At 59.6% G+C, this 21,658-nt stretch carries 20 protein-coding genes and 4 pseudogenes; 10 read left to right on the top strand and 14 right to left on the bottom strand.

The features are described 5' to 3' along the window. Positions 1-36: 36 nt before the first annotated feature. Together FHS75_RS06340 and FHS75_RS06335 are read left to right on the top strand one after the other, a co-directional pair. Positions 37-465, top strand: a complete 429-nt coding sequence (locus tag FHS75_RS06340; RefSeq protein WP_179406856.1) for a hypothetical protein — start codon at positions 37-39, stop codon at positions 463-465. 72 nt (positions 466-537) lie between these two features. Further along, positions 538-1,659, top strand: a complete 1,122-nt coding sequence (locus tag FHS75_RS06335) for an NADH:flavin oxidoreductase (protein WP_179406855.1) — start codon at positions 538-540, stop codon at positions 1,657-1,659. Here FHS75_RS06335 and FHS75_RS06330 read toward each other — a convergent pair. Then, a complete protein-coding gene (locus FHS75_RS06330; protein WP_268234556.1) occupies positions 1,626-2,270 on the bottom strand; it encodes a TetR/AcrR family transcriptional regulator in 645 nt (214 codons plus the stop codon). The genes FHS75_RS06335 and FHS75_RS06330 overlap by 34 nt on opposite strands. 285 nt (positions 2,271-2,555) lie before the next feature. Between FHS75_RS06330 and FHS75_RS06325 the strand changes: the two genes are divergently transcribed. After that, complete coding sequence (locus FHS75_RS06325; RefSeq protein ID WP_179406853.1) at positions 2,556-3,902, top strand: aromatic ring-hydroxylating oxygenase subunit alpha; 1,347 nt, start codon at positions 2,556-2,558, stop codon at positions 3,900-3,902. 14 nt (positions 3,903-3,916) lie between these two features. Here the strand turns inward: FHS75_RS06325 and FHS75_RS06320 are convergent, their stop codons facing one another. The 6 genes and pseudogenes from FHS75_RS06320 to FHS75_RS06295 form a co-directional block, all read right to left on the bottom strand. Continuing rightward, positions 3,917-4,066 carry a DUF262 domain-containing protein gene (locus tag FHS75_RS06320; RefSeq protein WP_179406852.1) on the bottom strand — a complete coding sequence of 50 codons (150 nt, stop codon included), beginning with the start codon at positions 4,064-4,066 and terminating at the stop codon, positions 3,917-3,919. Positions 4,067-4,244: 178 nt separating this feature from the next. Next, positions 4,245-5,516: a type II toxin-antitoxin system HipA family toxin gene (locus FHS75_RS06315; protein ID WP_179406851.1), complete on the bottom strand. Its 1,272-nt coding sequence runs from the start codon at positions 5,514-5,516 to the stop codon at positions 4,245-4,247. After that, positions 5,513-5,770 carry a helix-turn-helix transcriptional regulator gene (locus FHS75_RS06310; RefSeq protein ID WP_179406850.1) on the bottom strand — a complete coding sequence of 86 codons (258 nt, stop codon included), beginning with the start codon at positions 5,768-5,770 and terminating at the stop codon, positions 5,513-5,515. The genes FHS75_RS06315 and FHS75_RS06310 overlap by 4 nt, the downstream gene beginning before the upstream one ends. Positions 5,771-6,068: 298 nt before the next feature. Beyond that, on the bottom strand, positions 6,069-7,286 hold the full coding sequence (locus tag FHS75_RS06305) for a tyrosine-type recombinase/integrase (RefSeq protein ID WP_179406849.1): 1,218 nt from the start codon (positions 7,284-7,286) through the stop codon (positions 6,069-6,071). Between the two features lie 316 nt (positions 7,287-7,602). Continuing rightward, positions 7,603-7,911: a hypothetical protein gene (locus tag FHS75_RS06300; protein WP_179406848.1), complete on the bottom strand. Its 309-nt coding sequence runs from the start codon at positions 7,909-7,911 to the stop codon at positions 7,603-7,605. A gap of 137 nt (positions 7,912-8,048) precedes the next feature. Next, positions 8,049-8,270 (bottom strand): annotated as a pseudogene (locus FHS75_RS06295) (DDE-type integrase/transposase/recombinase); the annotation flags it as partial. Between the two features lie 60 nt (positions 8,271-8,330). Between FHS75_RS06295 and FHS75_RS06290 the strand changes: the two are divergent. Further along, positions 8,331-9,227, top strand: coding sequence for an IS481 family transposase (locus tag FHS75_RS06290; RefSeq protein ID WP_179406847.1), 897 nt, complete (start codon positions 8,331-8,333; stop codon positions 9,225-9,227). A 92-nt stretch (positions 9,228-9,319) separates the two neighbouring features. Here FHS75_RS06290 and FHS75_RS06285 read toward each other — a convergent pair. Both FHS75_RS06285 and FHS75_RS18080 read right to left on the bottom strand, forming a co-directional pair. Beyond that, a pseudogene (locus FHS75_RS06285) lies at positions 9,320-10,100 on the bottom strand (IS3 family transposase); the annotation flags it as partial. 121 nt (positions 10,101-10,221) lie between these two features. After that, on the bottom strand, positions 10,222-10,350 hold the full coding sequence (locus FHS75_RS18080; RefSeq protein ID WP_268234555.1) for a hypothetical protein: 129 nt from the start codon (positions 10,348-10,350) through the stop codon (positions 10,222-10,224). 172 nt (positions 10,351-10,522) lie between these two features. Between FHS75_RS18080 and FHS75_RS06280 the strand changes: the two genes are divergently transcribed. The 3 genes and pseudogenes from FHS75_RS06280 to FHS75_RS06270 all read left to right on the top strand — a co-directional run. Then, positions 10,523-11,554, top strand: coding sequence for an IS110 family RNA-guided transposase (locus tag FHS75_RS06280; RefSeq protein ID WP_179406846.1), 1,032 nt, complete (start codon positions 10,523-10,525; stop codon positions 11,552-11,554). 315 nt (positions 11,555-11,869) lie between these two features. Further along, positions 11,870-12,067, top strand: a pseudogene (locus tag FHS75_RS06275) (transposase); the annotation flags it as partial. 63 nt (positions 12,068-12,130) lie between these two features. Further along, positions 12,131-12,709 (top strand): annotated as a pseudogene (locus tag FHS75_RS06270) (IS256 family transposase); the annotation flags it as partial. Between the two features lie 227 nt (positions 12,710-12,936). Here FHS75_RS06270 and FHS75_RS06265 read toward each other — a convergent pair. Genes FHS75_RS06265 through FHS75_RS06255 form a run of 3 tightly spaced genes read right to left on the bottom strand, consistent with a single transcriptional unit; the run spans position 12,937 to position 15,635 of the window. Then, positions 12,937-13,434: an aromatic-ring-hydroxylating dioxygenase subunit beta gene (locus tag FHS75_RS06265; RefSeq protein WP_179406845.1), complete on the bottom strand. Its 498-nt coding sequence runs from the start codon at positions 13,432-13,434 to the stop codon at positions 12,937-12,939. Beyond that, positions 13,431-14,606, bottom strand: a complete 1,176-nt coding sequence (locus FHS75_RS06260; RefSeq protein ID WP_179406844.1) for an aromatic ring-hydroxylating oxygenase subunit alpha — start codon at positions 14,604-14,606, stop codon at positions 13,431-13,433. The genes FHS75_RS06265 and FHS75_RS06260 overlap by 4 nt, the downstream gene beginning before the upstream one ends. Positions 14,607-14,648: 42 nt before the next feature. Continuing rightward, a complete protein-coding gene (locus tag FHS75_RS06255) occupies positions 14,649-15,635 on the bottom strand; it encodes a dihydrodipicolinate synthase family protein (RefSeq protein WP_179406843.1) in 987 nt (328 codons plus the stop codon). 151 nt (positions 15,636-15,786) lie between these two features. On the opposite strand from FHS75_RS06255, the gene FHS75_RS06250 reads away from it, so the two are divergent. Continuing rightward, positions 15,787-16,575, top strand: a complete 789-nt coding sequence (locus FHS75_RS06250; protein WP_066762559.1) for a 1,6-dihydroxycyclohexa-2,4-diene-1-carboxylate dehydrogenase — start codon at positions 15,787-15,789, stop codon at positions 16,573-16,575. Between the two features lie 19 nt (positions 16,576-16,594). Here the strand turns inward: FHS75_RS06250 and FHS75_RS06245 are convergent, their stop codons facing one another. Further along, complete coding sequence (locus FHS75_RS06245) at positions 16,595-17,818, bottom strand: NAD(P)/FAD-dependent oxidoreductase (RefSeq protein WP_179406842.1); 1,224 nt, start codon at positions 17,816-17,818, stop codon at positions 16,595-16,597. Positions 17,819-17,925: 107 nt separating this feature from the next. Beyond that, the gene (locus tag FHS75_RS06240) at positions 17,926-19,572 is read right to left on the bottom strand and encodes a sigma-54-dependent Fis family transcriptional regulator (RefSeq protein WP_179407404.1); all 1,647 of its coding nucleotides are present in this window, start codon (positions 19,570-19,572) and stop codon (positions 17,926-17,928) included. 142 nt (positions 19,573-19,714) lie between these two features. On the opposite strand from FHS75_RS06240, the gene FHS75_RS06235 reads away from it, so the two are divergent. Both FHS75_RS06235 and FHS75_RS06230 read left to right on the top strand, forming a co-directional pair. Then, positions 19,715-21,133, top strand: a complete 1,419-nt coding sequence (locus tag FHS75_RS06235; RefSeq protein ID WP_229735690.1) for an aromatic ring-hydroxylating dioxygenase subunit alpha — start codon at positions 19,715-19,717, stop codon at positions 21,131-21,133. After that, on the top strand, positions 21,126-21,653 hold the full coding sequence (locus tag FHS75_RS06230) for an aromatic-ring-hydroxylating dioxygenase subunit beta (protein WP_179406841.1): 528 nt from the start codon (positions 21,126-21,128) through the stop codon (positions 21,651-21,653). The genes FHS75_RS06235 and FHS75_RS06230 overlap by 8 nt, the downstream gene beginning before the upstream one ends. Positions 21,654-21,658: the final 5 nt, after the last annotated feature.

Below are 21,658 nucleotides of genomic sequence, written 5' to 3'. Positions count from 1 at the left end.
TAATATTGGGTCACTGCAGGGTTGGGAGGGGGCCTGGTGGAAACGGTACCGTATCTTTCCGAAGACTGGTTCGACATCCTCGAAAAGGAAGCGCGTGACGCGACGGCCGCCTCGGCCCGGCGAGGCGAAGCGCGTAACTTCACGCTTCTCGAGCGATATTCGGATGCTCCCGCGATGCAGCTTCGCGACGGGCCGCTGCCAGGGTTCAGGATCCAGTTCTTCGAAACCGGAGAGGCAACGGTCCAGAGGGGGATCGATCCCGAAGACAGTGCCGACTGCGTGTTCGCCATGGACTGGCCCGCGGCTTGCCAGGTGGTGACGCTACAGAGCGGAGAAGCGCTCGAAACGCTGATCACCGACCTGTGCGTTTCGGGAAGGGCGACGATCGAAGGCGACCTTGCCGACTGTCCGGTCGATCTCGATGCATTTCACGATGCCGTTGTCGTGCGGACGCGGCTGCCCTGATGAGGTTCTGTGTGATGCGAACCGCATTGCAGCGCCTTCGCCTGCCGGACCCCGACGTTCGCCGATAATCCGATGACCGATCCTTTCTCTCCCTTCACCGTCGGTACGATGACGGTTCCGAACCGGTTCGTGATGGCGCCGATGACTCGCTGCTTTTCTCCGGGCGGGGTGCCTGGCGATGGCATGGCAGGCTATTATCGCCGCCGTGCGGAAGGCGGCGCCGGCCTCATCATATCCGAGGGCACCCACGTCAATCATCCGGGCGCGGCCAACGATCCCGACTGTCCTGACTTTCACGGAGAAGCAGCGCTGGCCCGCTGGGCCGATATCCTCGCACAGGTCCACGCAGCGGGAGGCCGGATGATGCCGCAGCTGTGGCACGTGGGGCTGCTCGTGAAGGCCGAACTGGAAAACCTCTACCAGGAAAGCGGATCGCTTCACGAAGGTCATGTCGGACCTTCCGGCCTGGCGGGAGGAATGGGCCAGCCGCTGGTGAAGGCCAAGCCGGAAATGACCGTCGCCCAGATCGAAGACGTCATCGAAGCCTTTGGCGAAGGAGCCGAAACGGCCTGGCGAATGGGTTTCGACGGTATCGAGATTCACGGCGCGCACGGCTACCTCATCGACCAGTTCCTCTGGGCAGAAACCAACCGAAGGACCGATGCCTTCGGCGGAAGTTTGCGAAAACGCGTGCGTTTCTGCGAGGAAATCGTGCGGCAATGCCGCAGCCGAACCGCCCCCGACTTCCCTATCTTCCTGAGGTTGTCCCAATGGAAAGGACAGGATTACGAAGCGCGGCTGGCCAGCGATCCGGGCGAGCTCGAAACGCTGCTGACGCCGCTGGTCGATGCGGGCGTGGACGTCTTCGACTGTTCGCAAAGGCGGTTCTGGGAACCCGAGTTTCAGGACAGCGAACTGAGCCTTGCCGGCTGGGTCAAACGCCTCACCGGCAAGGGGGTGATGACCGTCGGCTCGGTCGGCCTCGACCGTGAACTCATCGAAAGCCTCTATGGCAAACCGAGCGCTCCGCAGAGCCTGGAAAGGGTGATCGCAATGCTCGATCGCGGCGATTTCGATCTCATCGGCGTCGGCCGAGCGATGCTGGTCGATCCGAACTGGGTCGAAAAGATAAGGATCGGCGAGACATCCGGATTGCTCCCCTATTCTCCCGAGGCGCTTGCCTCGCTGTCCTGAGAAGGTAGCGGTTGGTCGCGCAGCCTTGCCGCATATCGCTCGACAAGCCGTCCTGCTTCGCGACGCAGGTCTCCGGAAACGAACGACATCATGGCCGTGACTACGCCGAGGCACACCGCGTCCGGAAAGACGCGGTCGGAAATGCGACCCATCAGCCAGTCGTGGACGGTGCCATGCGCCGCATTGGCCATCTGAAGCCGGAGGTACTCGGTCGGATTGTTCGTCACGAAATCGGGATGATCGCCATAGACCTTGTGGAACTGGTCGAAATAGATCAACGCCATCGCCTTCAGCGTCCCGTATATCTCTTCATCGACGGTGAACGAGAAGTAGAGGAAATTCGACGCGCGCACCCACTCGCGGTTTTGCATGAAGTCGCAGCAGCGCTCGTACAATTGATCGAGGATCCCTGCCATCGTTCGCTTTTCGGTGGCGGGAAAGCGCACGGCCTGCTCTTCCAGGAAAAAGTCGAACGCAGCGCAAATCAGCGCCTCCTTGCTACCGAAACTGTTGTACAGGGTCTTCTGCGCGACGCGCGCGCGCCTGCTGAGGTCGGCGAGGCTGAAGCCGTCGACGCCCCTTGCCGCGATCAGCGCCATCGCCGCTTTCAGGATGCGATCGCGTCGCTCGCTGATGGCCCTGCTGCGGTATGGCTTGCGCGTGCCGCCAGTCTGGCCCTGTCCGCTTTCCGGCTTGGCGGCTTCCGTTCTTTTCGCGCTATCCGAAGCTATGTCAGTACTCCGAGAGAATTCGCTGCACAGGCGTCCAGTCTAGCATGCCCCTGCCGCGCTGAAAGCTGTCAGGCGAAATCACCCCGCATCGGACCGCCCGGTTGAACTTTACACTATAAGGTAATATTCCTTGTCTGGCTGCAATTGCAATCGCGGGGGGTCACAATGGACCTGAATGCCGAACAAAGTCCCAGCGTCGGCGAAGTCCTGCAGGCAGATGACGATGGCGCGCCGGAATACCTTTTCGAGCAATCGCCCTATAACACCGCTGTTCGCGAGATCGACAAGGCGCGCTTCTTTTCGCAGGAATGGCACTTGCGGGAAGTCGAGAAAGTCTGGCGCAAGGTCTGGCAGATGGCCTGCCGCGAAGAGGAAATTTCCGAGCCGGGCGACCAGATCGTTTACGACATCGTCGACAACTCCATCATCGTTCTGCGTGCCGACGATGGCTCGATCCGCGCATTCTACAACAGTTGCCTCCATCGCGGGACGCAGTTGCTTCCGGCTGGCGCATGCACGTCGTCGGATCGGTTGCGCTGCCCCTATCACGGCTGGACCTACGACCTGTCCGGAAAGCTCGTCGATCAGCCGTCCTCGTGGGACTTTCCGCAATTCAGGGGGCGCACGGCCACGCTCGTTCCGGTCAAGGTCGATAAGTGGGGCGGCTTCGTATTCATCACGATGGATCCCGACGCGCCGCCGCTGGAACAGTTCCTGGGCGTCCTTTCGTCGCACAAGCTGGGTGAGGAACTGGCCAGACGCTTCATCGGGGCGCACGTCGCCAAGGTGATCGACTGCAACTGGAAGGTAGGCCTCGAGGCTTTCCTCGAAGGCTACCACGTGGCCGAAGTCCATCCGCAGGCCCTTCCCTTCACCGGAGACACCAACGGGCAACTCGACGTCTGGCCGCCCCATATCAGCAGGATGATCGCCAGCATCGGCGCGCCAAGCCCGCGGATGGCCAACGCATCGACGGCGGACTCCGTTGCGGCATTGCGTGCCTTCCTGCCAAACTGCCCCGAAGAAGCCGCCGATGGCGATATCGACCCCCGGGAGATGATGGCGCAGTCGATCCGCGGCATGCTCTCGGACCTTACCGGTGCCGATTACAGCGCCTATTCGAAGAGCGAGATCATCGATGCGATCAACTATCACGTCTTCCCGAACCTGATGCCCTGGGTCGGGCATGGGACGCCGATCGTGTACCGCCTGCGTCCCTTCGGCAGCGATCCTGACCGGTCAATCCTCGAAGTCTACCTCCTGTACGCAGCGCCACACGAAAAGCCCCGCCCCGACCCGGCGGAGGTCGTCTGGCTCGATCCCGGCGATAGCTGGACCAGGGCCCCGCAGCTTGGCGGGCTGGGAGAAATATTCGACCAGGACGAACAGAACTTCACGATGATCCAGCGCGGTCTCAAGGCCGGAGGCGCTCCCGGCATCTCGCCATCGGAATACCAGGAAAGCAGGATCAGGTTTCTTCACGACACACTGGACAGCTACGTGCACTCCTGAACCAGCCAAACGCGCTAATTGAGAAGAACAAATGGTGCCATGAGCGCACCAACGGGGAAGCCCTCGGAAATCGAAGCCAAAAGGTCGGTGATGCGATCCTGGTCCCAAACCCATCCACGCTGAAAATCCGGCAGCTGCAGTTTGCCCTCATGACATTCGCGCATGAGGTCGCTGAGCTTGTAAGGATTGGTCTGAAATGACGTCAGGATTGCCCCCTGCCATCTGAATGGCGGTTAATTGAATTTACAGAGAAGTATTTAGCAAGAATGTAATGGAGAAAATTTGCATCGATCATTCCGCTTGTTTTTTGAAACGTCAGTCTAGCACCGCCGATCCGCACCCTCATGTCTCCAAGAGCCTCAAGGCAACGATGTTGGCACGAGCCGATAATGCCTCTGCGAGCGGCACGACCACTTCCTCAGGCGGATTTCCGGGCACCTGAACATCCTTCTCAGTCTCCGCCCTCACCGCTTCAGCAAGGTCAGCCACCCGGCGGCGAATGAAAGGCGCACCCAGCCCAGCCTCTTCCGCGAAGCGCGCCACATTCCCGCTGTCGAGCCCCTCCAAGGTTGCCGCACGGCCAAATCGCATTGCGAGCTTTGAAGAAAGTTCTTTCCACATGTGCGTAGCGACCAGATCATAAAGCGGTGCAAGGACCACCTCGCCGTTCTCAAGTCTCAGCAGGCTGTAATTCTTGGCGTGCGCATCGGCATTGCCGATGATGAGATTGAAGATCGCAGCGTCAGCTAGCTTCAGCACTTCACGCGCTGGGCGAGTGGCCGCGCTGCGTAGAAGCGCGAAGCTATCACGGAACGTCGGGCCGCCTTCTGCAGCGTATTTTCGGTTCGAGGGCACGCCGAGTGCTTGAGCGAAATCTTCCTGGTGCAGTCGGCGTGCTTTTCCTTCAACCGAGATCCGATCATAGCGTTCAACCAGCAGGAACGGCTTCCCCGCAGCAGTTCGCCACTCTGCATGGGCCGCATCAATGCCCAAGGCACGCGCCAATGCGAGGCAGAAGGCTTCATTCGCGGCCAAGCCGGGAAAGCGGCCCGGCTCGGGTTTGATCAGATGGGTGGAGGGCTCGCCCGGACGTGGGATCGCGATGCCTCCTTCTGCAGTGAGCACCACAGGCAGCTTGCTCTGAGCCCCTGCAAGGCTGAGCCTCGCGCCGCCCTCGCCTGCGAGCATGGGTACGGAAGGCAATCGATCGAGCAGTTCTGCTAGTGCGCCCTTCTGGAGTGGTTCTGGAGGGGACTTGGAGAATTCTTGGAGCGGTTCTTCTCCTTGAGGTAAAAATGCGAGAGCACCGGCAACATCTCCGCCCAAGGCCTCAAGCAGACGAAATGGATTATCGGGCGAAACCCCAAGTGCCCGAGCGATAGCCGTGCGCTGGCCTTCTTCGGGAAGCAGACCGCCAAAAACAGCCTTGCAGGCATGATCGCCAAATGGCTCTTCCTGCTTTGGCATTGCTTGGGAAAGTGCCGGGGCCTTTTCGTCAGCCAGCCAGTCCGGCGAATAGGCGAAATGCATCGCACCGCCCTTGTCGATGGAGAGTTCGCCTGCCTGACGCTCGCCCCACCAGACAGCCAGCGTGTCCAAGATCGGCAGCGTCACTCTGCTTTGTCCTTCTTGGACTCATCCATTTGACCGGCGATCACGATCCCGTCGGGCCGCTTGATCTGTAGTTCGCATCCAAGGGCCGCAAGTACATCAAGCACCTTGCCCATCTGGACGGTGGGTTTTCCTCGCTCCAGCTCGACAAGGAAGCGCAAGCCCACTCCGCTTGCTGCAGCCAGTTCGTCTTGGCGCAGTCCAAGCTCCTTGCGTTCATCGCGAATGATCTGGCCGATAGTGGCAACGTCGAGCATATGCTTTACCTTTCCCGAACGGGAAATCTATGCTGATTGCCGATCAATTGCAAGAGAACTTACCCGAACAGGATATTTTTAGCTAAAAGCCCAATCGCGCATCGTTATTTTCCCGAACGGGAAATGCGAACAATCTGGCGATACCTTCTATGTGCGCTTCAAATCGTTCAATTTCAGGTCAGCACATCACAGTTCGGGAGAGCAGGGGATCAATTGTGGTGGTGATCCCACAAAGCGCTTTGCACTTCCGTTAAACCACAAGTGGTTGCATCAGCCCACTTGCCACCATTGCCTTAACCTACGCGAACTTGGCCTTGATAACCTTGCTTCCCGCCCTGAGCTCATCGAGGTGGTCACTCCACCACTGGGCCATGCGCACCCGCTCGTCGAAGTGCTTGCCGCGGTGGTAGATGCCGCGCACTGCATTGCTGTCTCCATGCGCAAGGGCCCGCTCGATTGCATCGGGATTCCAAAGGCCAGACTCGTTCAGGAGCGTTGACGCTGTCGCCCGCAGACCATGAGCGGTGACCTCCTCTTTCGAAAAGCCCATGCGTCGGAACGCAGCATTCAGCGTGTTCTCGCTCATGGGGCGCTTAGAGCTTCTGGCAGACGGTAACACGTATCCCTCATAGCCGAGCAATTCGGCAAGGTCGGTGAGATGGCCGACAACCTGCTTCGAAAGCGGGACCGCGTGCGGTCGGCGCGCCTTCATCTTCCCGGCTGGGATCTTCCAGACACCGTCGATCAGGTCGAACTCATGCCATTCGGCGTGCCGGAGTTCGCCGGGACGTACGAACACATGCGGAGCGATCTGCAAGGCGAACTTCGTGACAATGTAGCCGGTATAGTCGTCGATTGCGCGCAGCAGCCCGCCCAGCTCGCTGGGTTCAAGGATCGCCGCGTAGTGTGTCGCTCTCGGCGTGACGAGTGCGCCTTTCAGCATACTGGTCGGGTCGGCTTTGCAGCGGGTGGTGGCGACACCGTAGCGAAATACTCGGCCAGCGAATGAGCGGCACTTCTTGGCAGTCTCGTGCTTGCCAGTGGCTTCGAGCCGTTTGAGCGGAGCGAGCACCTCGAATGGCTCGATATCATTCATCGGTCGGTTGCCGATGGCAGGCGCCAGCTGATCGAGGAAGTAGTTGGCCTTGATGATCGTGGCTTCGGCACGACCATTCTGGACCATGAACTGTTCGATGTACTCGCGCGCGACCGTCTCAAACGTCTGCGCGGTGAGAAACTCCTCGCGAATCTTCCGCTTGCGTTTCTCCAGTGCTGGATCGCCACCTGAAGCGACAGCCTGACGCGCCTCGTAGGTCGCGTCTCGCGCTTGCTTGAGGCTGACTTCGGGGTAACTGCCGATGGAGAGCTTCTTCTCAATCTTGCCGATCCGGTATCTGAATCGCCATAGCTTGCTGCCAGCGGGCGTAACCTCGACATAGAGGCCGCGCTGGTCAGCAACCTTGTAGGGCTTGTCTTTTGCTTTGAGGGCGCGAAGCCTGGTTTCGGTCAGAGGCATGTGCGGGCCTTTTCCCCAATGTAGTTTTCGCAAAGGCCCGCAAAAATGTCGGGAACCCCCGAGATTTCGCGGGACGTTCCGGAACGATCCAAGAGCCAAATCCCTAGGATCTCTGCGGATTTTATAGATTTTTTGGGAGAACGTGAGAAGAACAAATGGTGCCAGAAGAGGCATCACATTCGGCCTATTTTTCTGAATATTTTCAGGTATTTAGGTAATTCGGTTTATGCAAAGAGCCCGCAAAAGGCCCGCAAAAACCGTCTAATGCATTGGTTCGATGCCTTTTTCGGGACTCGAATCTTGATTTGCTTCTCCGTCAGGGAGTGAATGTTCCGGCAGGCTCTGCGTAGCTCTTGATGCTCTTTTTGGGGCTTTCATGCCAGCCGATATTGAATGCCCAATAGGTCGGAAAGAAATAGAGCGTTGAGTAAGGGAGGTGCTCGTGGATCCATCGAGCGAGTATCTGCCAATCGCCTTGCTCTTGGTGATTGGCCCAGAAACTGGGAACGACCACACAAGCCATCGCCCCCATGTGTCCGTTCACATCGAGGCGATCCCAGATGTGCCCCGCGAAATTGCTCTCGTTCGAAGCACAGGTGTAGCCGGCCTTCTTCTTGCGCTGCATCGCATTGCAAAAGCCATTTACCTCACACGAGCGATACGCAGACCGGATCGCAATCCTGCCCCAATGGTCTTGAAGGGGTTCGAGCAATTCCTCGCATAGGTGTCTGCCTGCCTTGATCGCCAGGTCTGGATCATCTGGCGGTTCTGCATCGACCAGCCCACCACTCGGCGGGAGTAAAGGTCGATCACCACCGCCAGATAGGCAAAGCCCTCCTGCGTCCTGATGTAGGTGATGTCGGTCACCCATGTCTTGTCGGGTGCCGCGACATCGAACTGGCGGGCCAGCGTATTGTCGACCACCCTGGATGGCTTGCCACCATAGCTGCCCGGCCTGCGCTTGTAGCCGATCCTCGCTTGTAGCCATGCCGGGACTCGCGAGACACCTTTATGATCGCCCTAATCGGGCAGGAGGTGTTTCGAATGACGAAAGAAGATCAGCGCGAGATCCAACGCAAGCTGCGGGTGCTCCGGCACGCCGAGCGTACCGGCCAGGTGGCGAAGACCTGCCGCTACTTTGGCATTGGGCGGGCCAGCTTCTACAGATGGAAGCGCGCCTATAAGCGAGACGGGGAAGCTGGACTGGCCAATGCCAAACCCATTCCAAAATCGTCGCCCAACCAGACGCCACCGGAGGTCGAGGAGAAAGTTCTTCATCTCCGAAGGAAGTACCATCTCGGGCCCGAGCGGATCATGTGGTACATGGCGCGCTATCATGCGGTTCGAATGTCGGATGCAACCGTCTATCGCATCCTCAGGCGTCACGGCCTGAACCGACTTCCACGCGGCACGCGCGTTCGCAAAATCCATACCAAGCGGTATAACAAGCAGGTGCCGGGCCACCACATCCAGATGGATGTCAAGTTCCTGACTCTAATCGGGAAGCGCGGCAAGAAGGTCCGCCGTTTCCAGTACACTGCCATCGACGATGCAACCCGCGTGCGCGCCCTCAAAGTCTACAAGCGGCATACTCAGGCCAACGCCATCGACTTCGTCAATCACATCATCGACAAGTTCCCCTTCCGCATCCGGGAAATACGCACCGACAATGGGCATGAGTTCCAGGCGAAGTTCCACTGGCACGTCGAGGACCTCGGAATCCGCCACGCCTACATCAAACCCAGTTCACCTCAGCTCAACGGCAAGGTCGAGCGATCGCATCGCTCCGACAGCCAGGAGTTCTATCAGCTGCTCACCTACAAGGGCGACGTCGATCTCGAAGAACGCCTCGATGAATGGGAGCGCTTCTACAATTTCCATCGACCGCACGGCGCGTTCAAAGGAAAAACGCCTTATGAAGCGCTTCGCGAGAAGCTATAGAACAGGTCCAACCGTGTCTCGCCAGTCACCCGATGTTACAAGCAATTCCTCGCATAGGTGTCTGCCTGCCTTGATCGCCAGGTCTGGATCATCTGGCGGTTCTGCATCGACCAGCCCACCACTCGGCGGGAGTAAAGGTCGATCACCACCGCCAGATAGGCAAAGCCCTCCTGCGTCCTGATGTAGGTGATGTCGGTCACCCATGTCTTGTCGGGTGCCGCGACATCGAACTGGCGGGCCAGCGTATTGTCGACCACCCTGGATGGCTTGCCACCATAGCTGCCCGGCCTGCGCTTGTAGCCGATCCTCGCTTTAATACCCGCCAGACTGGCGAGACGCGCCACGCGGTTCGGGCAGCAAGTCTCGCCCTGATCGAGCAGGTCGTCGTGCAGTTTGCGGTAGCCATAGACCTTGCCGCTGTCTTCCCACGCCTGCCGGAGCAGCTCGGTCTGCCGAGCATCTTCCTTCGCCCGTCTGCTCAGCGGTTTCTTCAACCAGGCGTAGAAGCCGCTGGGCTGGATGCGCAGACACCGGCACATCGCGCGCACCGGGAACAGCGTGCGATGCTCGGCAACGAACGCGTATCTCACTTTGCATCCCTGGTGGAACGAAGTGGCCAAAGGTCAAATACGCGGTGGCTTTTTTTAGGATGTCGCGCTCCTCGGTCACCCGCAGCAGCTCGCGCTTCAGCTGGCGGATCTCGGCATCCTTCGACCCATCTTCGGGCCGCCGTGCGAACTGCCGCTTCCATGCATACAGCGAATGCTGGCTGACCCCGAGCCGCTCGGAAACCTCCGCCACCCGGTAGCCGCGCTCGGTGATCTGGGCCACCGCATCACGCTTGAACTCGTCACTGAAATTAGCTTTCCCCATCGTCGCCTCCTGTCCTCAAATTTAGGAAAGAAGGCGTCCACAAATCTAGGGGCTATTCAACGTCGGCATCCATGAACTGCGCAAGAGCTTCCTTGCTCAGACCAGGCTCGATCGCCGTGTCTCAGTCTTCGCTTTCAGCCTGCCCGAAAATAGCCGGAAGCGTATGCGCGCTAAGATGCGGAAGCGGATCAGCAGCGAGGTCGCGGTAGACAATTTCCGCATCGGGATAAACCTGCGTCAGCTTTGTCATGACCTTTGCGGAACATGTCCCGCGAAAACGAGTTCGGCTTGTGAACGCCGACATCGAGCCATCGATATACACTATCTTCATTCTCGTTTCCCGCCACCAATTATGGAATGGCCCGCCCCTTTTCCAGCATCTGATAGGATGCGGTTGTTGGTGAAAAGGAAAGGAGCGAGCCATGACTATTTGTACACTTGGAGTCGATCTGGGCGAGAACAGCTGCAGTGCTGCCGGGCTTGATACGACTGGCAAAGTCGTGCTGCGCAGACTCATGCGCCCGTCCACAATTCCAGGCTTCACAGCGAAGCTGGCGCCATGCGTGATCGCGATGGAGGCCTGTTACGGGGCGCATCATCTGGGTCGGTTGCTGGCGGCTCAAGGCCATACCGTCTGGTTGATGTCGCCGGAATATGTCCGTCCCTACGTAAAGGCGCAAAAGAACGATGATCGCGACGCAGAGGCGATCGCGGAAGCCGCAACGCGACCGACCATGCGGTTCGTCGAGATGAAGACCCAGGATCAGCTCGATGTTCAGTCGCTCCATCGCGTGCGGTCGCGGCTCGTGGGAGCGCGTACGAACCTGATAAATCAGGCGCGAGCGATCCTAATGGAACGCGGGATCGTAGTGCCCCAAGGCCGCCAGAAGTTCGAGAGGGCACTCGATGCGATGCTAGCCGATACGGATCGTCTTCCCGAGGGTCGGATCCGTCGGTTCATGATGGAAACACGCGAGGAGTGGAAGACGCTGGACGACAGGATCGCGGCGCTTGATATGGAGTTTCTAGAACTCACCCGAACCGATGAACTGGCGCGCAGGCTTTTGACGATCCCAGGGATCGGTTCGCTCAATGCGACAGCCCTGGCAGCCGCAGTCGGAGATGCGTCGACCTTTGAACGGAGCCGTGATCTCAGCGCTTGGCTGGGCTTGGTACCGAAGCAATACACGACAGGCGGGAAACCGAAGATTCGAGGAATAAGCAAACGCGGAAACAGGTACCCGCGAACCCTTTTGATCCATGGTGCAAGAGCTGCACTGCCATCGCTTGCCAAGAGCGAGACGCCGCTGGGGAGCTGGCTGCTCGGCTTGCTTGCCAGATGCCACTACAACACGGTGACGGTGGCACTGGCCAACAAGCTGGCCCGGATCGCTTGGGTCACACTGCGTCGCGGAGACACGTTCTCGATCGACCGTGCTGCAATGCCGATCTGAGTATCCTGGTCACCGGTCCTCGACCGGTTGTGTGACCACGATGTCTGCGGGAGGAATTTTGAAGATGGCCTGACGGTAAATCGACGCCCTGAAAGCCTGGTACCAAGAACGGCACTTTGCTGCCACCCCCATTATGAGGTTCAGAGCGTGCGAAGCTCCATCTTGGCGACAGCGCAACGCTGATATGCCGTATACGTTGATGCAGACCAGTCAGTTGCCAGCCTCAAAATAGTCCTTGCAGACGGGGCGGGCCATACGTTCTTGAACCGCTGCGGGATTGCCGGAGGCCCTAACTCCTGAGAGGAAGGGTCTACGATGAGCAAGACAACGAACAAGTTTTCACCTGAGGTGCGTGAACGGGCTGTTCGCCTGGCGCTGGATCAAGAGAGCGAGCATCCCTCCCGTTGGGCAGCGATCACATCCAAAGCGGCCATGATTGGCTGCTCGGGTCACACGCTGCTGGAGTGGGTGAAGAATGCCGAGGTGAACAGCGGCAAGCGTGCCGGCGTTCCGGTCGGGGACTGTCAGTAATTTTGTGCGCGAGGTCATATAGATGGAATGGAAAGGACCATCGATATGGCAATCGACAAGGAGTTACTGGACCAGCTGGACGGACGTGACCCGCAAGAGTTATTCGCCCGGGACGGACTGATTGACGAGTTGAAGAAGGCGCTGTCGGAACGGATGCTGAGGGCAGAACTGGACGATCATCTCGAATCGGAAGCGGAGGCCGGCGTCGCCAATCGGCGCAACGGCAGCTCGAAGAAGACGATGCTGACCGGCACGTCGAAAGTGACGCTGGATATTCCGCGCGACCGTTCGGGTACATTCGATCCCAAGCTGATCGCCAGGTATCAGCGCCGCTTCCCGGACTTCGATACGAAGATCATCTCGATGTACGCACGCGGCATGACGGTGCGTGAGATCCGGGGGCACCTGGAAGAGCTGTACGGCATTAACGTGTCGCCGGATCTGATCTCCACGATCACCGACGCCGTGCTGGAAACGGTGACCGAATGGCAGGGCCGGCCGCTCGATGATTGCTATCCTTTGGTGTTCTTCGACGCGATCCGCGTGAAGGTCCGCGACGAAGGCTTCGTTCGCAACAAGGCGGTCTACATCGCGCTCGGCATCCTGCCCGACGGAACCAAGGAAACCCCCAGACGAGGCCCGCACTCCGCTAATCTACGCCGCGAGTTGCGCCAAATGTTCTGACGACGGACACTATTGCTCTCTCCGTATTGCCCCCCGAAACAATCAGACTGCTTCTGTGCACATAAAGCGATGCCGGAGCAACCAGATGGGCATGCGCGTCGATGATCATCTATCCTTACCCCCGTTGGTCTAAGCGCATTTTAGGGCTGAAGACAGAGTGCAGCAACTCAAATCGGGTAGACCAGATAACGGGGGAGAACCGATGTATCGAGCTCGGCGCGGCGGAACAGCAACTTGGCGCCACCATCGTCTGACAGTCGCATTGTATCGAGATAGCGGCCGGCGGCTAGGACTTGGGTGACGCCGGCATCCATCGGCGTCATGAACACCGAGAAATTCGAAACCACTTCCACCGTTCGGGCATCGACCTGGCGATGGCTGACGCGCTGGACGAAATGACGGGTGCGGTAGTCCTGAAAGGTGCCGGCCCAGATCTCGTTCACATAGGTGACGCGATCTTCGAGCCGTGCCCGGCAATCGTCGAACATGAATCCGAGCTCGAGGTTGTGCTCGGTATTTTCAGCCGCGCGGCAATAATAGGATGCTTGGTCTTCCTCGGCATAGTTCGCCAGCCAGCCCGGCATGTCCTTGCTGTCAAGCGCGTTGGCATCGGCCAGCAGCAATCGGTCGATCGCTGTTTCCAGCTCGGGAGTGGTGGCCGTCATGCCTCTGCCCTCTCGAAACCCATCGCCGAGCGGTAATATTCCCAGCGGGGCAGATTGCCGCTTTCATCGTTCTGCAGAAACTCCGATTCCAGCTTGCCCGGATCACGCACGCCTTTCTGGAAGATAGCGTTCCCCGGCGTGTGACTGCCGATGTGGATCCGGTGGAAGATCGAGGCGTCTTCCATACTGATCAGCCCGCAGGGACCCAACAGGTTGGAACTCTGCCGCAAGCGGTGGCGAACCATGTCCGCATCGTCGTCCTGGTGGGCGAAATAGGCGTAGTGAACTTCTGTAGTCTCTGCGTCGACCGGGTTGGCAAAGCGCAGATTGATGACATCGAGGTGCTTGGTCGAGACGAAGGTGGGGAACAGCTGGACGATCCGCGACCCGACCGATGGATCCTGCCCCTTGAACGCGATCAGTTCCTTGTCCTTGAGAACACTGGGGCCACTGGCCACCGAGAGCGCCGATTCGAAGCACACGTGCCCACGCTTAGTGCAGGTGTATTGCCGCCCTTTGCCGCCCTGCCAATTGAGCATCTTGAATGCCGCGTGGAGCAGCGGGGCATGGTAGCCGTCGTTGTCGTTGTAACCCTTCCAGTTGCTGTCGTAGCGAACCTTCTGGTAACCCAGCAGTTTGAGGCGACCGTCGCCCGCCATCAGTTCGCGCAGTGTTTCGCCGGCTTCGCCGAGGAACTCGTCAAGTGGCTCAGTCTCGGCCGAAAACGTGACGAAGATCAGACCATAGAAAAGTTCGAAACGCGGTTGCCCCAAGGGGTAATCGGCCTTGTCGAAGCCGGGCAGGAATTCGCGCGGGTTGGGGCAGCCGACCAAGTCCCCCTTGGCGTTGAACAGCCAGCGGTGATAGGGGCACTCAAACTCGGTCTTGTTGCCCATCACCGCGGTTTCGAGCTGGTTGCTGCGGTGCGAGCAGGCGTTGTAAAACACCCGCACCACGCCGGCCTCGTCGCGAGAGATCAGAAGCGGGATTCCGGCCAGCCGCATCGTCTTGAAATCACCGGGATTGGGCAATTCGCTTTCATGCGCAATCGGGTGCCATTCCGGGCCGTGAAAAATCCGCCTGATCTCGTCAGCGTAGAGATCCGCTCGAGTAAAGGCCGCTTTGGGAACTTCATTATAGTTCTTGGGCCAGGTCAGTGTTGTTTCAGCCATCCTCGTTTCCCCACAGGTTTGATTGCAGCAATTCAGCTCATTTCAACGCTCTGCCTCGAGCGCCTTGCCCAGTTCGGCCCACATCCTGCCCGAATTACGCGCACCTTCGAGATAGTTTTCGGGACACAGGTGATAGGGCGGACGGCAAGGTCCGGCGTTCATCCATCCACCGGCGGTCATCCGCGCCTTTTCCAGCGGAATGTTGTAGGTGGAGAATTCCTTGAAGCTGCCGTTGGGAAACAGCGTTGCTGCCGTGGGCGCGAGCCGCCCCATGAATGTCTTGGCCTTGCTCCAGTCGCCGGTGGCGCGGGCCTGCGCGACGAGATCCCGCAATGTCGTACTGACGAGAGGATGGCAGACCGCGCCGCTGGTCCAGAAGGCATCGATCGAATCGTCCATCCGCGCCGCGCCATAGTAATCGAAGTCGATCGGCAGCAGCTTGATCCGCCCCTTGATTGCGGCCAGATCGGGCAGCAGTGTGCCGACACCGATATACTTGGCGGTAACAACTTGGGGAATTTCGGCGACCTGACCCCAGAAATGGCGCGGGAAATCGAACTTGAATGCTTCGGGATTGGCATAAATTGCAATATTGATATCGGGCACCGCCTCAGCGACATCCTTGTAGAATTGGACCGCGACATCGACGCTCGGCGCGCACCACATCGGTACGCCCAGCATCGTCCCGGTCGCGCCGATATCGACTGCCTTGCGGGTCAGCGCGATGGTGTCGCGGGTGTTGATGCAGGTTGTGCCGACAAACACCGGCACCCGGCCCGCGGCGGTATCGACGATAGTCTTCATAAAGACGAGCTTTTCGTCAAGTGTCATGGTCGCGGCCTCGCCCAGCGTCCCCATACTGAGAATGCCGTCGACCCCGGCCTCGATCAGGCCGTCGACCATGCGGGCCGCTTCGTCGACATTAACAGTATCAGTGGCACGCCAGTCGGAAGCACCTTCCTTGGCCGGCGTCGGCACGATCGCCCAGGCACCCTTCACATCAGCAGCAGTCAGCAGTTCACGCGCCAAGAAATATCTCCCAAAGACTCTTTAATCATTAGCCAATGTGTAACGCATTGCCTATTGACTTGGCAAGGGTGGAATACGGATTTATGAGGCCGAATGCCACTAGGATTGCACGCGTCCGGCCGGATGCGGTGTGGGTTGGGAGAAATCAGGGATGACAGACGCGAACGGCAGATTTGCAGGCAAGATCGCAGTTGTCACAGGAGCAGCCCAGGGGATCGGCTTTGCTACCGCCCAGCGCCTAGGGCGAGAAGGGGCCACGGTCGTGGTTGCCGATCGTGCAGAACAGGCGACACTGGATGCGGTTGCGCGACTTATGGCCGAATCTGTCGACGCGCACCCCGCCATCCACGACCTTGAGCAACAGGCTGGAGCCGCTGCCCTGTATAACGCTGTAAGCGATAAATTCGGGCGGATCGACGTGGCCGTCCATAATGTAGGTGGCACGATATGGGCCAAGCCCTATTGGGAATACACCACCGAAGAAATCGTCGCCGAGATTAATCGATCGCTGTGGCCGACGCTGTGGTGCTGCCATGCAGTGCTGCCCCACATGCGCGCGGCAGGTCGCGGCGCGATTGTCAACATCGGCTCGGTGGCAACGCGCGGGGTCAATCGCGTGCCCTACGCGGCTGCGAAAGGCGGCGTGGCGGCGCTGACCGCTGCGTTGTCTCTGGAATTGGAGGATTGTGGCATCAGGGTAAATTGCGTGGCTCCCGGCGGGGTCAACGTGACCCGTGTCACCCCGCGCAATCCTGCCCCGCCCTCCGACGCGGACCGCAAGGGCTTTGGCGAAGTGATGGAGCAGACCTTGCGCGATACCCCGCTGGGCCGCTTCGGCGAGCCCGAAGAACTGGCCGCCGCAATCTGCTTTCTCGCCGCTGACGAGGCGTCCTACATCACCGGCCAGACGCTCTACGTCGCAGGTGGCGGGATCGGCTGATCCCGCCCGCCTTGCGAGCCTAACCAGCCTGCTTGAGGATTTCGCGGAGCGACACATCGGCATCGGCCAGCTGCGCGGCCGACGCCTTGGCCCGGCGCTCTATCAGCCGTTTGCCGATGCCCATGTCCGGGGCGCGGTTGACAGTCAGGATGCCCTCGATCGTCTCGCCTGACCGGAAGAATGCGGTAAACTGGTTGCTTGCCATGTCTCCGCGCAGGGTTACCTCGGCTTGCGCCGGGATATGGCCGCAGAACTGGATGTTGAGATCGAACTGATCGCTCCAGTACCAAACCGGCTTGCAGTAATCGACGTCCTGCCCGAGCATCGCGAGCGCTGCGGCCTGGGCCTGGTCGGCAGCGTTCTGGTAGGTTTCCTGGCGGATATGACCGCCGAAGAAGCTGTCCTGTTCGGCGACGTCGCCGGCGGCAAAGACATTCTCATTGCTGGTGCGGCACTGCCTATCGACGATAATGCCGTTATTGGTGACGATGCCTGCGTCCTTGGCAAGGCTAGTTTCCGGCACGATGCCGACCCCGACCACAACGGCATCGCAATCCACCAGCGACCCGTCATCGAGTTCGACCTGAGTCACCCGACCATCTAGGACTCTCATCGCGTTCACGCCGCGTCCGAAGCGGGTATCGACGCCGCGCTGGCGATGTTCCTCGCCCAGCCATTGCCCGAACTGCGGCCCGAGCGCGCGAATCATCGGCGCGGCAAGCGGCTCGATCGCGGTCACTCGGCACCCCAGCTTGATCGCGCTGGCCGCCACTTCCGCGCCGATCACGCCCATGCCGATTATGACGATGCGGGCGCCGTCCTTGAGGTCCGTTGCCATCCGGGTGGCATCGTCCCGGGTGCGCAGGTAATGCACGTTAGCGGCATCGGCACCCTCCATGTTGAGCTTGCGGGCGGAACCACCGGTGGTCAGCAAGATGCGGTCGGCCTGGACCAGGTCTCCGCCCAGGCGGACGCCGCCTGCGGTCAGATCGAGCGCTTCTGCCCGCACCCCGAGCCGCATGTCGATACGGTTGTCCGCGTACCATGCTTCATCGTGGAGGAAAAAGTTGTCCGGTACGTTGGCCGGATCCCACAGCACTTCCTTGGACAGCGGCGGGCGCTCATAGGGACGCCAGGGTTCCTCGCCGATCAGGGTGATCCGGCCATCAAAGCCGGCCTGCCGCATGGCCTCGACTGCCCTGCCACCGGCAAGATTGGCCCCTACGACGACTATGGAACGCATGTGCTTCTCCCAACTTTGAAAGCATACCGGAACAGCCGGCTGTCATTCGACTACCTTCCTTCCATACCTTTCCACATTATGTAATGCGTTGCAAATGTGTGATTGCTCTATGTCCGGCCAGTGGGTCCGATCTTTTCCATTCTCAACGCCAACTGACGACGCGACAGCCCCAAAGTACGGGCGGCTCGCGCATAATTTCCGCCCGAGGCTTCCACCGCCTCCCGGATGACGAGGCCCTCCACGTTCGACAGAGTTTCGCCACCCTCGACAATCAAATCGAGCACCTGGCGAATCAACTCCGAACGATCATGGATATCGGTAACAGGCATAATCTTGCCGTCACTAGCCAATCCCATGGCCGGCTTTAGATCGGGTAGATCGGTACCCAGAAACAGATGCCGGAGGTCGATCGCCTGCCCATCATCGGCCAGCAGCACCGCCCGCTCCACCATTCGCTCGAGTTCGCGCACGTTGCCGGGGTAATCGTAGACCAGCAAGGCATTGATCGCCCTCGTGGTGAACCCAGCTACCGCGCGTTGGTGACGACGCGAGAAACGAAAACGGAAATGCTCGATCAGCCCGGGTATGTCTTCGCGGCGCTGGCGCAGCGGCGGCACCCGAATCGGCAAGGTCGAAATCCGGTAGAACAGGTCGGCGCGAAACAGGCCATCGCGCATCGACTGAGTCAGATCGGCGTTGGCAGCGGCCATCAGGCGAACATCCACCTTAATGGTTCGCGTGTCGCCGACACGCTCGAATTCGCCTTCCTGGATCGCACGCAGGATCTTGCTTTGGGCCAGAGGCGAGAGAGTGGATATCTCATCGAGGAAGAGCGTCCCACCATGGGCAAGTTCGAAGCGACCCGGTCGCGCAGCCACGGCCCCGGTGAAAGCGCCTTTGGCCACGCCAAAAAGCTCGGATTCGATCAACCCTTCAGGAATGGCGGCGCAATTGAGCGCGACAAAAGGAGCTTCCTTCCGCCGGCTCAAGCGATGCGCGAATTTCGCCAGCACCTCCTTGCCGACCCCGGTTTCTCCCGTGAATAACAAGGTTGCGTCGCTTGGCGCCGATCGCTCGATCATCGTCTTCACGGCAATGAAGCCAGCCGATACGCCAACGGCCATGCTGTTTTCGCCGGAATCCAGGACCGGCGGTTCCAGCGGCGAGGCCGATTTTTCCGGGCTGTCAAGGTGTGACCATTCCTTGGCTGGCTTGGCATGCAGCAGACATGCCGCATCGCCCATACCGGCACACTCCAGTTCGCGCATGATGATCGGCTGGCCGGCAAATGCAGTGGCAAAACCGCTGGCAAAGCCGGTCTGCATCCAGCAGACCGGATCGGTGGCGCGGCCTTCGGCGTTGAGGTGAATGGCGGCTTCGATTGAATCGTGGACCAGGAACCGTCCTTCGAAGTGTCCGCGGGACATGTCGTTTTCGAGGGCTTCGATCTGGGTCCAGCCAAAACCGGTCAAAGCATGGGCCTGGGGTCCTACGGCAAATGCATCGAGAAAGTCTCGATCGGGTCGTAGTTCCTTCGCGCCGACTGCACACCGCGCACCTTCGGCAAAGCCGAGCTCCCAGAAGAACTTGCTGGCCGCGTCCAGTCCTAACTGGGAAACCATGTGTCCCCGAAGCCCGGCAAGGGCAGAATTGCTTAGCAAGACGCAACGCTCGCCATCGCGCCAGATGCGGCCCATCTCGGGTGAGAACTGGAGCTTGCTAGCTAGGTCGGTAAAGTCCGGCAGTGCTTTCATCACCGCAATTTGCCATATCTGTCACATTTTTCGAGTCCTGATCGCAGCATTTTTGACATATACGTAAATTTTTCTCAATCATTTGTGATTGGATTACTACGGAATCCTGCAATTTCAACCCTTTTGACACTTGGCACGAAATGTGCTTTGGGTTCAGCGTAGGCACCGGGAGCAAGGGACTCGGGCGGCACTAATGGGAGCAGTTTGCATGGCTTTGGACATCGCCAGTCTTGTCGATACCGGCACCGGTCGGCAATCACGGTTGATTTACGCGAACGAGGAAATCTACCGGCAAGAACTGGAACGGATCTTTGGACGCTGCTGGCTGTTTCTAGTCCATACAAGCCAGATTCCCAAACCAGGCGATTATTTCCGCACGTTCATGGGCGAAGACGATGTCATCGTCATTCGCCAGAAGGACGGGTCGATCAAGGCGTTCCTGAACAGTTGCACCCACCGCGGGAACCGCGTCTGCCGCGCCGACCGCGGCAACGCCAGGGCGTTTACCTGCAACTACCACGGCTGGTCGTTCGCCCCCGATGGGGCGCTCGCCGGGGTTCCGCTGGAAAACGAGGCCTATTTTGGTGAGCTAGACCGCAGCAAGTTCGGGCTGGTTCCCGTGACTAAAGTGTCCGAATACAAGGGTCTTGTCTTCGGCTGCTGGGACGCAAATTCGCCCAGCCTCGAAGACTATCTAGGCGACGCAAAGTTTTTCCTCGATGTCTGGCTGGATGCCATGCCGGGCGGATCAGCGCTGCTCGGCGAAACCCAGAAGATGGTGCTAGGCACCAACTGGAAGCTGCCGGTCGAGAACGTCTGCGGCGATGGCTATCACCTTGGCTGGGCCCATGCCGGCGCGATGTCAGCCGTGCAGTCCATGGACCTCACGGGGCTCAGCGTCGGCAATTCGGGCGTCGATCTTGATGGCGGGCTCTCAGTAGCCGGAATGAACGGCCACATGGTGCTGAGCGCGCTCGACGGTGTTTCGGGCTACGCCTTCTATCCCGATCCCAAACCGATCCTCGAATACCTGGAAGCCAACCGCCAGACGGTGATCGACCGCTTGGGCGAGGTGCGTGGTAAGCAGGTCTGGGGTGCGCAGGTCAACATTACCATCTTCCCCAACCTGCAACTGCTGCCCGGCCTCAACTGGTTTCGGGTCTATCATCCCAAGGGCCCCGGGCAGATCGAGCAGTGGACCTGGGCCATGGCCGAAAACGACATGCCCGAGGCGGTCAAGACACAAATCCTCGAGAACCAGTGCCTGACCTTCGGCCTGGCCGGACTGTTCGACAACGACGACGGCGACAACCTTGCCGCCTGCACTGAACAATCGCGCGGCTGGCGCACGGCGCAGATGGATGTCTATACCAATATGGCCCTGGGGCGTTCCGGGAAACGCGAAGGCTTTCCGGGCGACATCGCCGCCGGCCTGGTGAGCGAACACAACCAGCGTTATTTCTACCGCCGCTGGCAAGAGCACATGATGGCGGAAAACTGGGCCGAGGTGCCCACCTACAACATCAACTCGCTGACAGCGCAGGAGGCCGAACATGCTTGACCGGCCCCTGTCCCCTCCCCCGGTCGAGGTAATCGTCGCAGTCACCCAGGCGCTCCACTGCGAGGCGCGGCTGCTCGACAATGAAGACTTCGACGGCTGGCTGGCCATGCTGGACGAAGACATCTGCTATCGCATGGAATTGAAGAGCCGCCGGTTTCGTGCGGATCGTTCGCCCCCCTTGCCGGTCGGCCCGGGCGTGATCTTCAACGAGGATCTTGGCCGTCTCAAGCTGCGGGTGGATCGCTTGAAATCCGGCTTCGTTTGGGCCGAAGACCCGCCCAACTTCATTCGCCGCGCCATCTCCAACGTCGAGGTAGTGGCCAGACCTGCGGAGAACGAGGTGCGGGTCCATTCGGTGCTGATCATGCACCGCAACCGGATCGACGGCACCACCCGCGTGCTCACCGCCGCGCGCACCGACCTGTGGCGCGGCGAAGGCCAGGCCTGGCTGCTCGTGGCGCGCGACATCGTGCTCGACCATTCCGTGCTGCCCGACAGCAATCTCAACGCCTTCTTCTGAACTGC

Origin of the sequence: Novosphingobium marinum (genome assembly GCF_013408095.1) — a bacterium.
Lineage (GTDB): Bacteria > Pseudomonadota > Alphaproteobacteria > Sphingomonadales > Sphingomonadaceae > Novosphingobium > Novosphingobium marinum.
This window is presented reverse-complemented; position numbering and strand designations above follow the sequence as displayed.

Coding starts and splice junctions, on each gene's coding strand:
- FHS75_RS06260 (WP_179406844.1), bottom strand. CDS start 14,606: ATGGCTGAAACAACACTGACCTGGCCCAAGAACTATAATGAAGTTCCC.
- FHS75_RS06250 (WP_066762559.1), top strand. CDS start 15,787: ATGACAGACGCGAACGGCAGATTTGCAGGCAAGATCGCAGTTGTCACA.
- FHS75_RS06310 (WP_179406850.1), bottom strand. CDS start 5,770: ATGCTCGACGTTGCCACTATCGGCCAGATCATTCGCGATGAACGCAAG.
- FHS75_RS06265 (WP_179406845.1), bottom strand. CDS start 13,434: ATGACGGCCACCACTCCCGAGCTGGAAACAGCGATCGACCGATTGCTG.
- FHS75_RS06300 (WP_179406848.1), bottom strand. CDS start 7,911: ATGCAGCGCAAGAAGAAGGCCGGCTACACCTGTGCTTCGAACGAGAGC.
- FHS75_RS06245 (WP_179406842.1), bottom strand. CDS start 17,818: ATGCGTTCCATAGTCGTCGTAGGGGCCAATCTTGCCGGTGGCAGGGCA.
- FHS75_RS06280 (WP_179406846.1), top strand. CDS start 10,523: ATGACTATTTGTACACTTGGAGTCGATCTGGGCGAGAACAGCTGCAGT.
- FHS75_RS06335 (WP_179406855.1), top strand. CDS start 538: ATGACCGATCCTTTCTCTCCCTTCACCGTCGGTACGATGACGGTTCCG.
- FHS75_RS18080 (WP_268234555.1), bottom strand. CDS start 10,350: ATGACAAAGCTGACGCAGGTTTATCCCGATGCGGAAATTGTCTACCGC.
- FHS75_RS06290 (WP_179406847.1), top strand. CDS start 8,331: ATGACGAAAGAAGATCAGCGCGAGATCCAACGCAAGCTGCGGGTGCTC.
- FHS75_RS06305 (WP_179406849.1), bottom strand. CDS start 7,286: ATGCCTCTGACCGAAACCAGGCTTCGCGCCCTCAAAGCAAAAGACAAG.
- FHS75_RS06230 (WP_179406841.1), top strand. CDS start 21,126: ATGCTTGACCGGCCCCTGTCCCCTCCCCCGGTCGAGGTAATCGTCGCA.
- FHS75_RS06325 (WP_179406853.1), top strand. CDS start 2,556: ATGGACCTGAATGCCGAACAAAGTCCCAGCGTCGGCGAAGTCCTGCAG.
- FHS75_RS06320 (WP_179406852.1), bottom strand. CDS start 4,066: ATGCGCGAATGTCATGAGGGCAAACTGCAGCTGCCGGATTTTCAGCGT.
- FHS75_RS06240 (WP_179407404.1), bottom strand. CDS start 19,572: ATGAAAGCACTGCCGGACTTTACCGACCTAGCTAGCAAGCTCCAGTTC.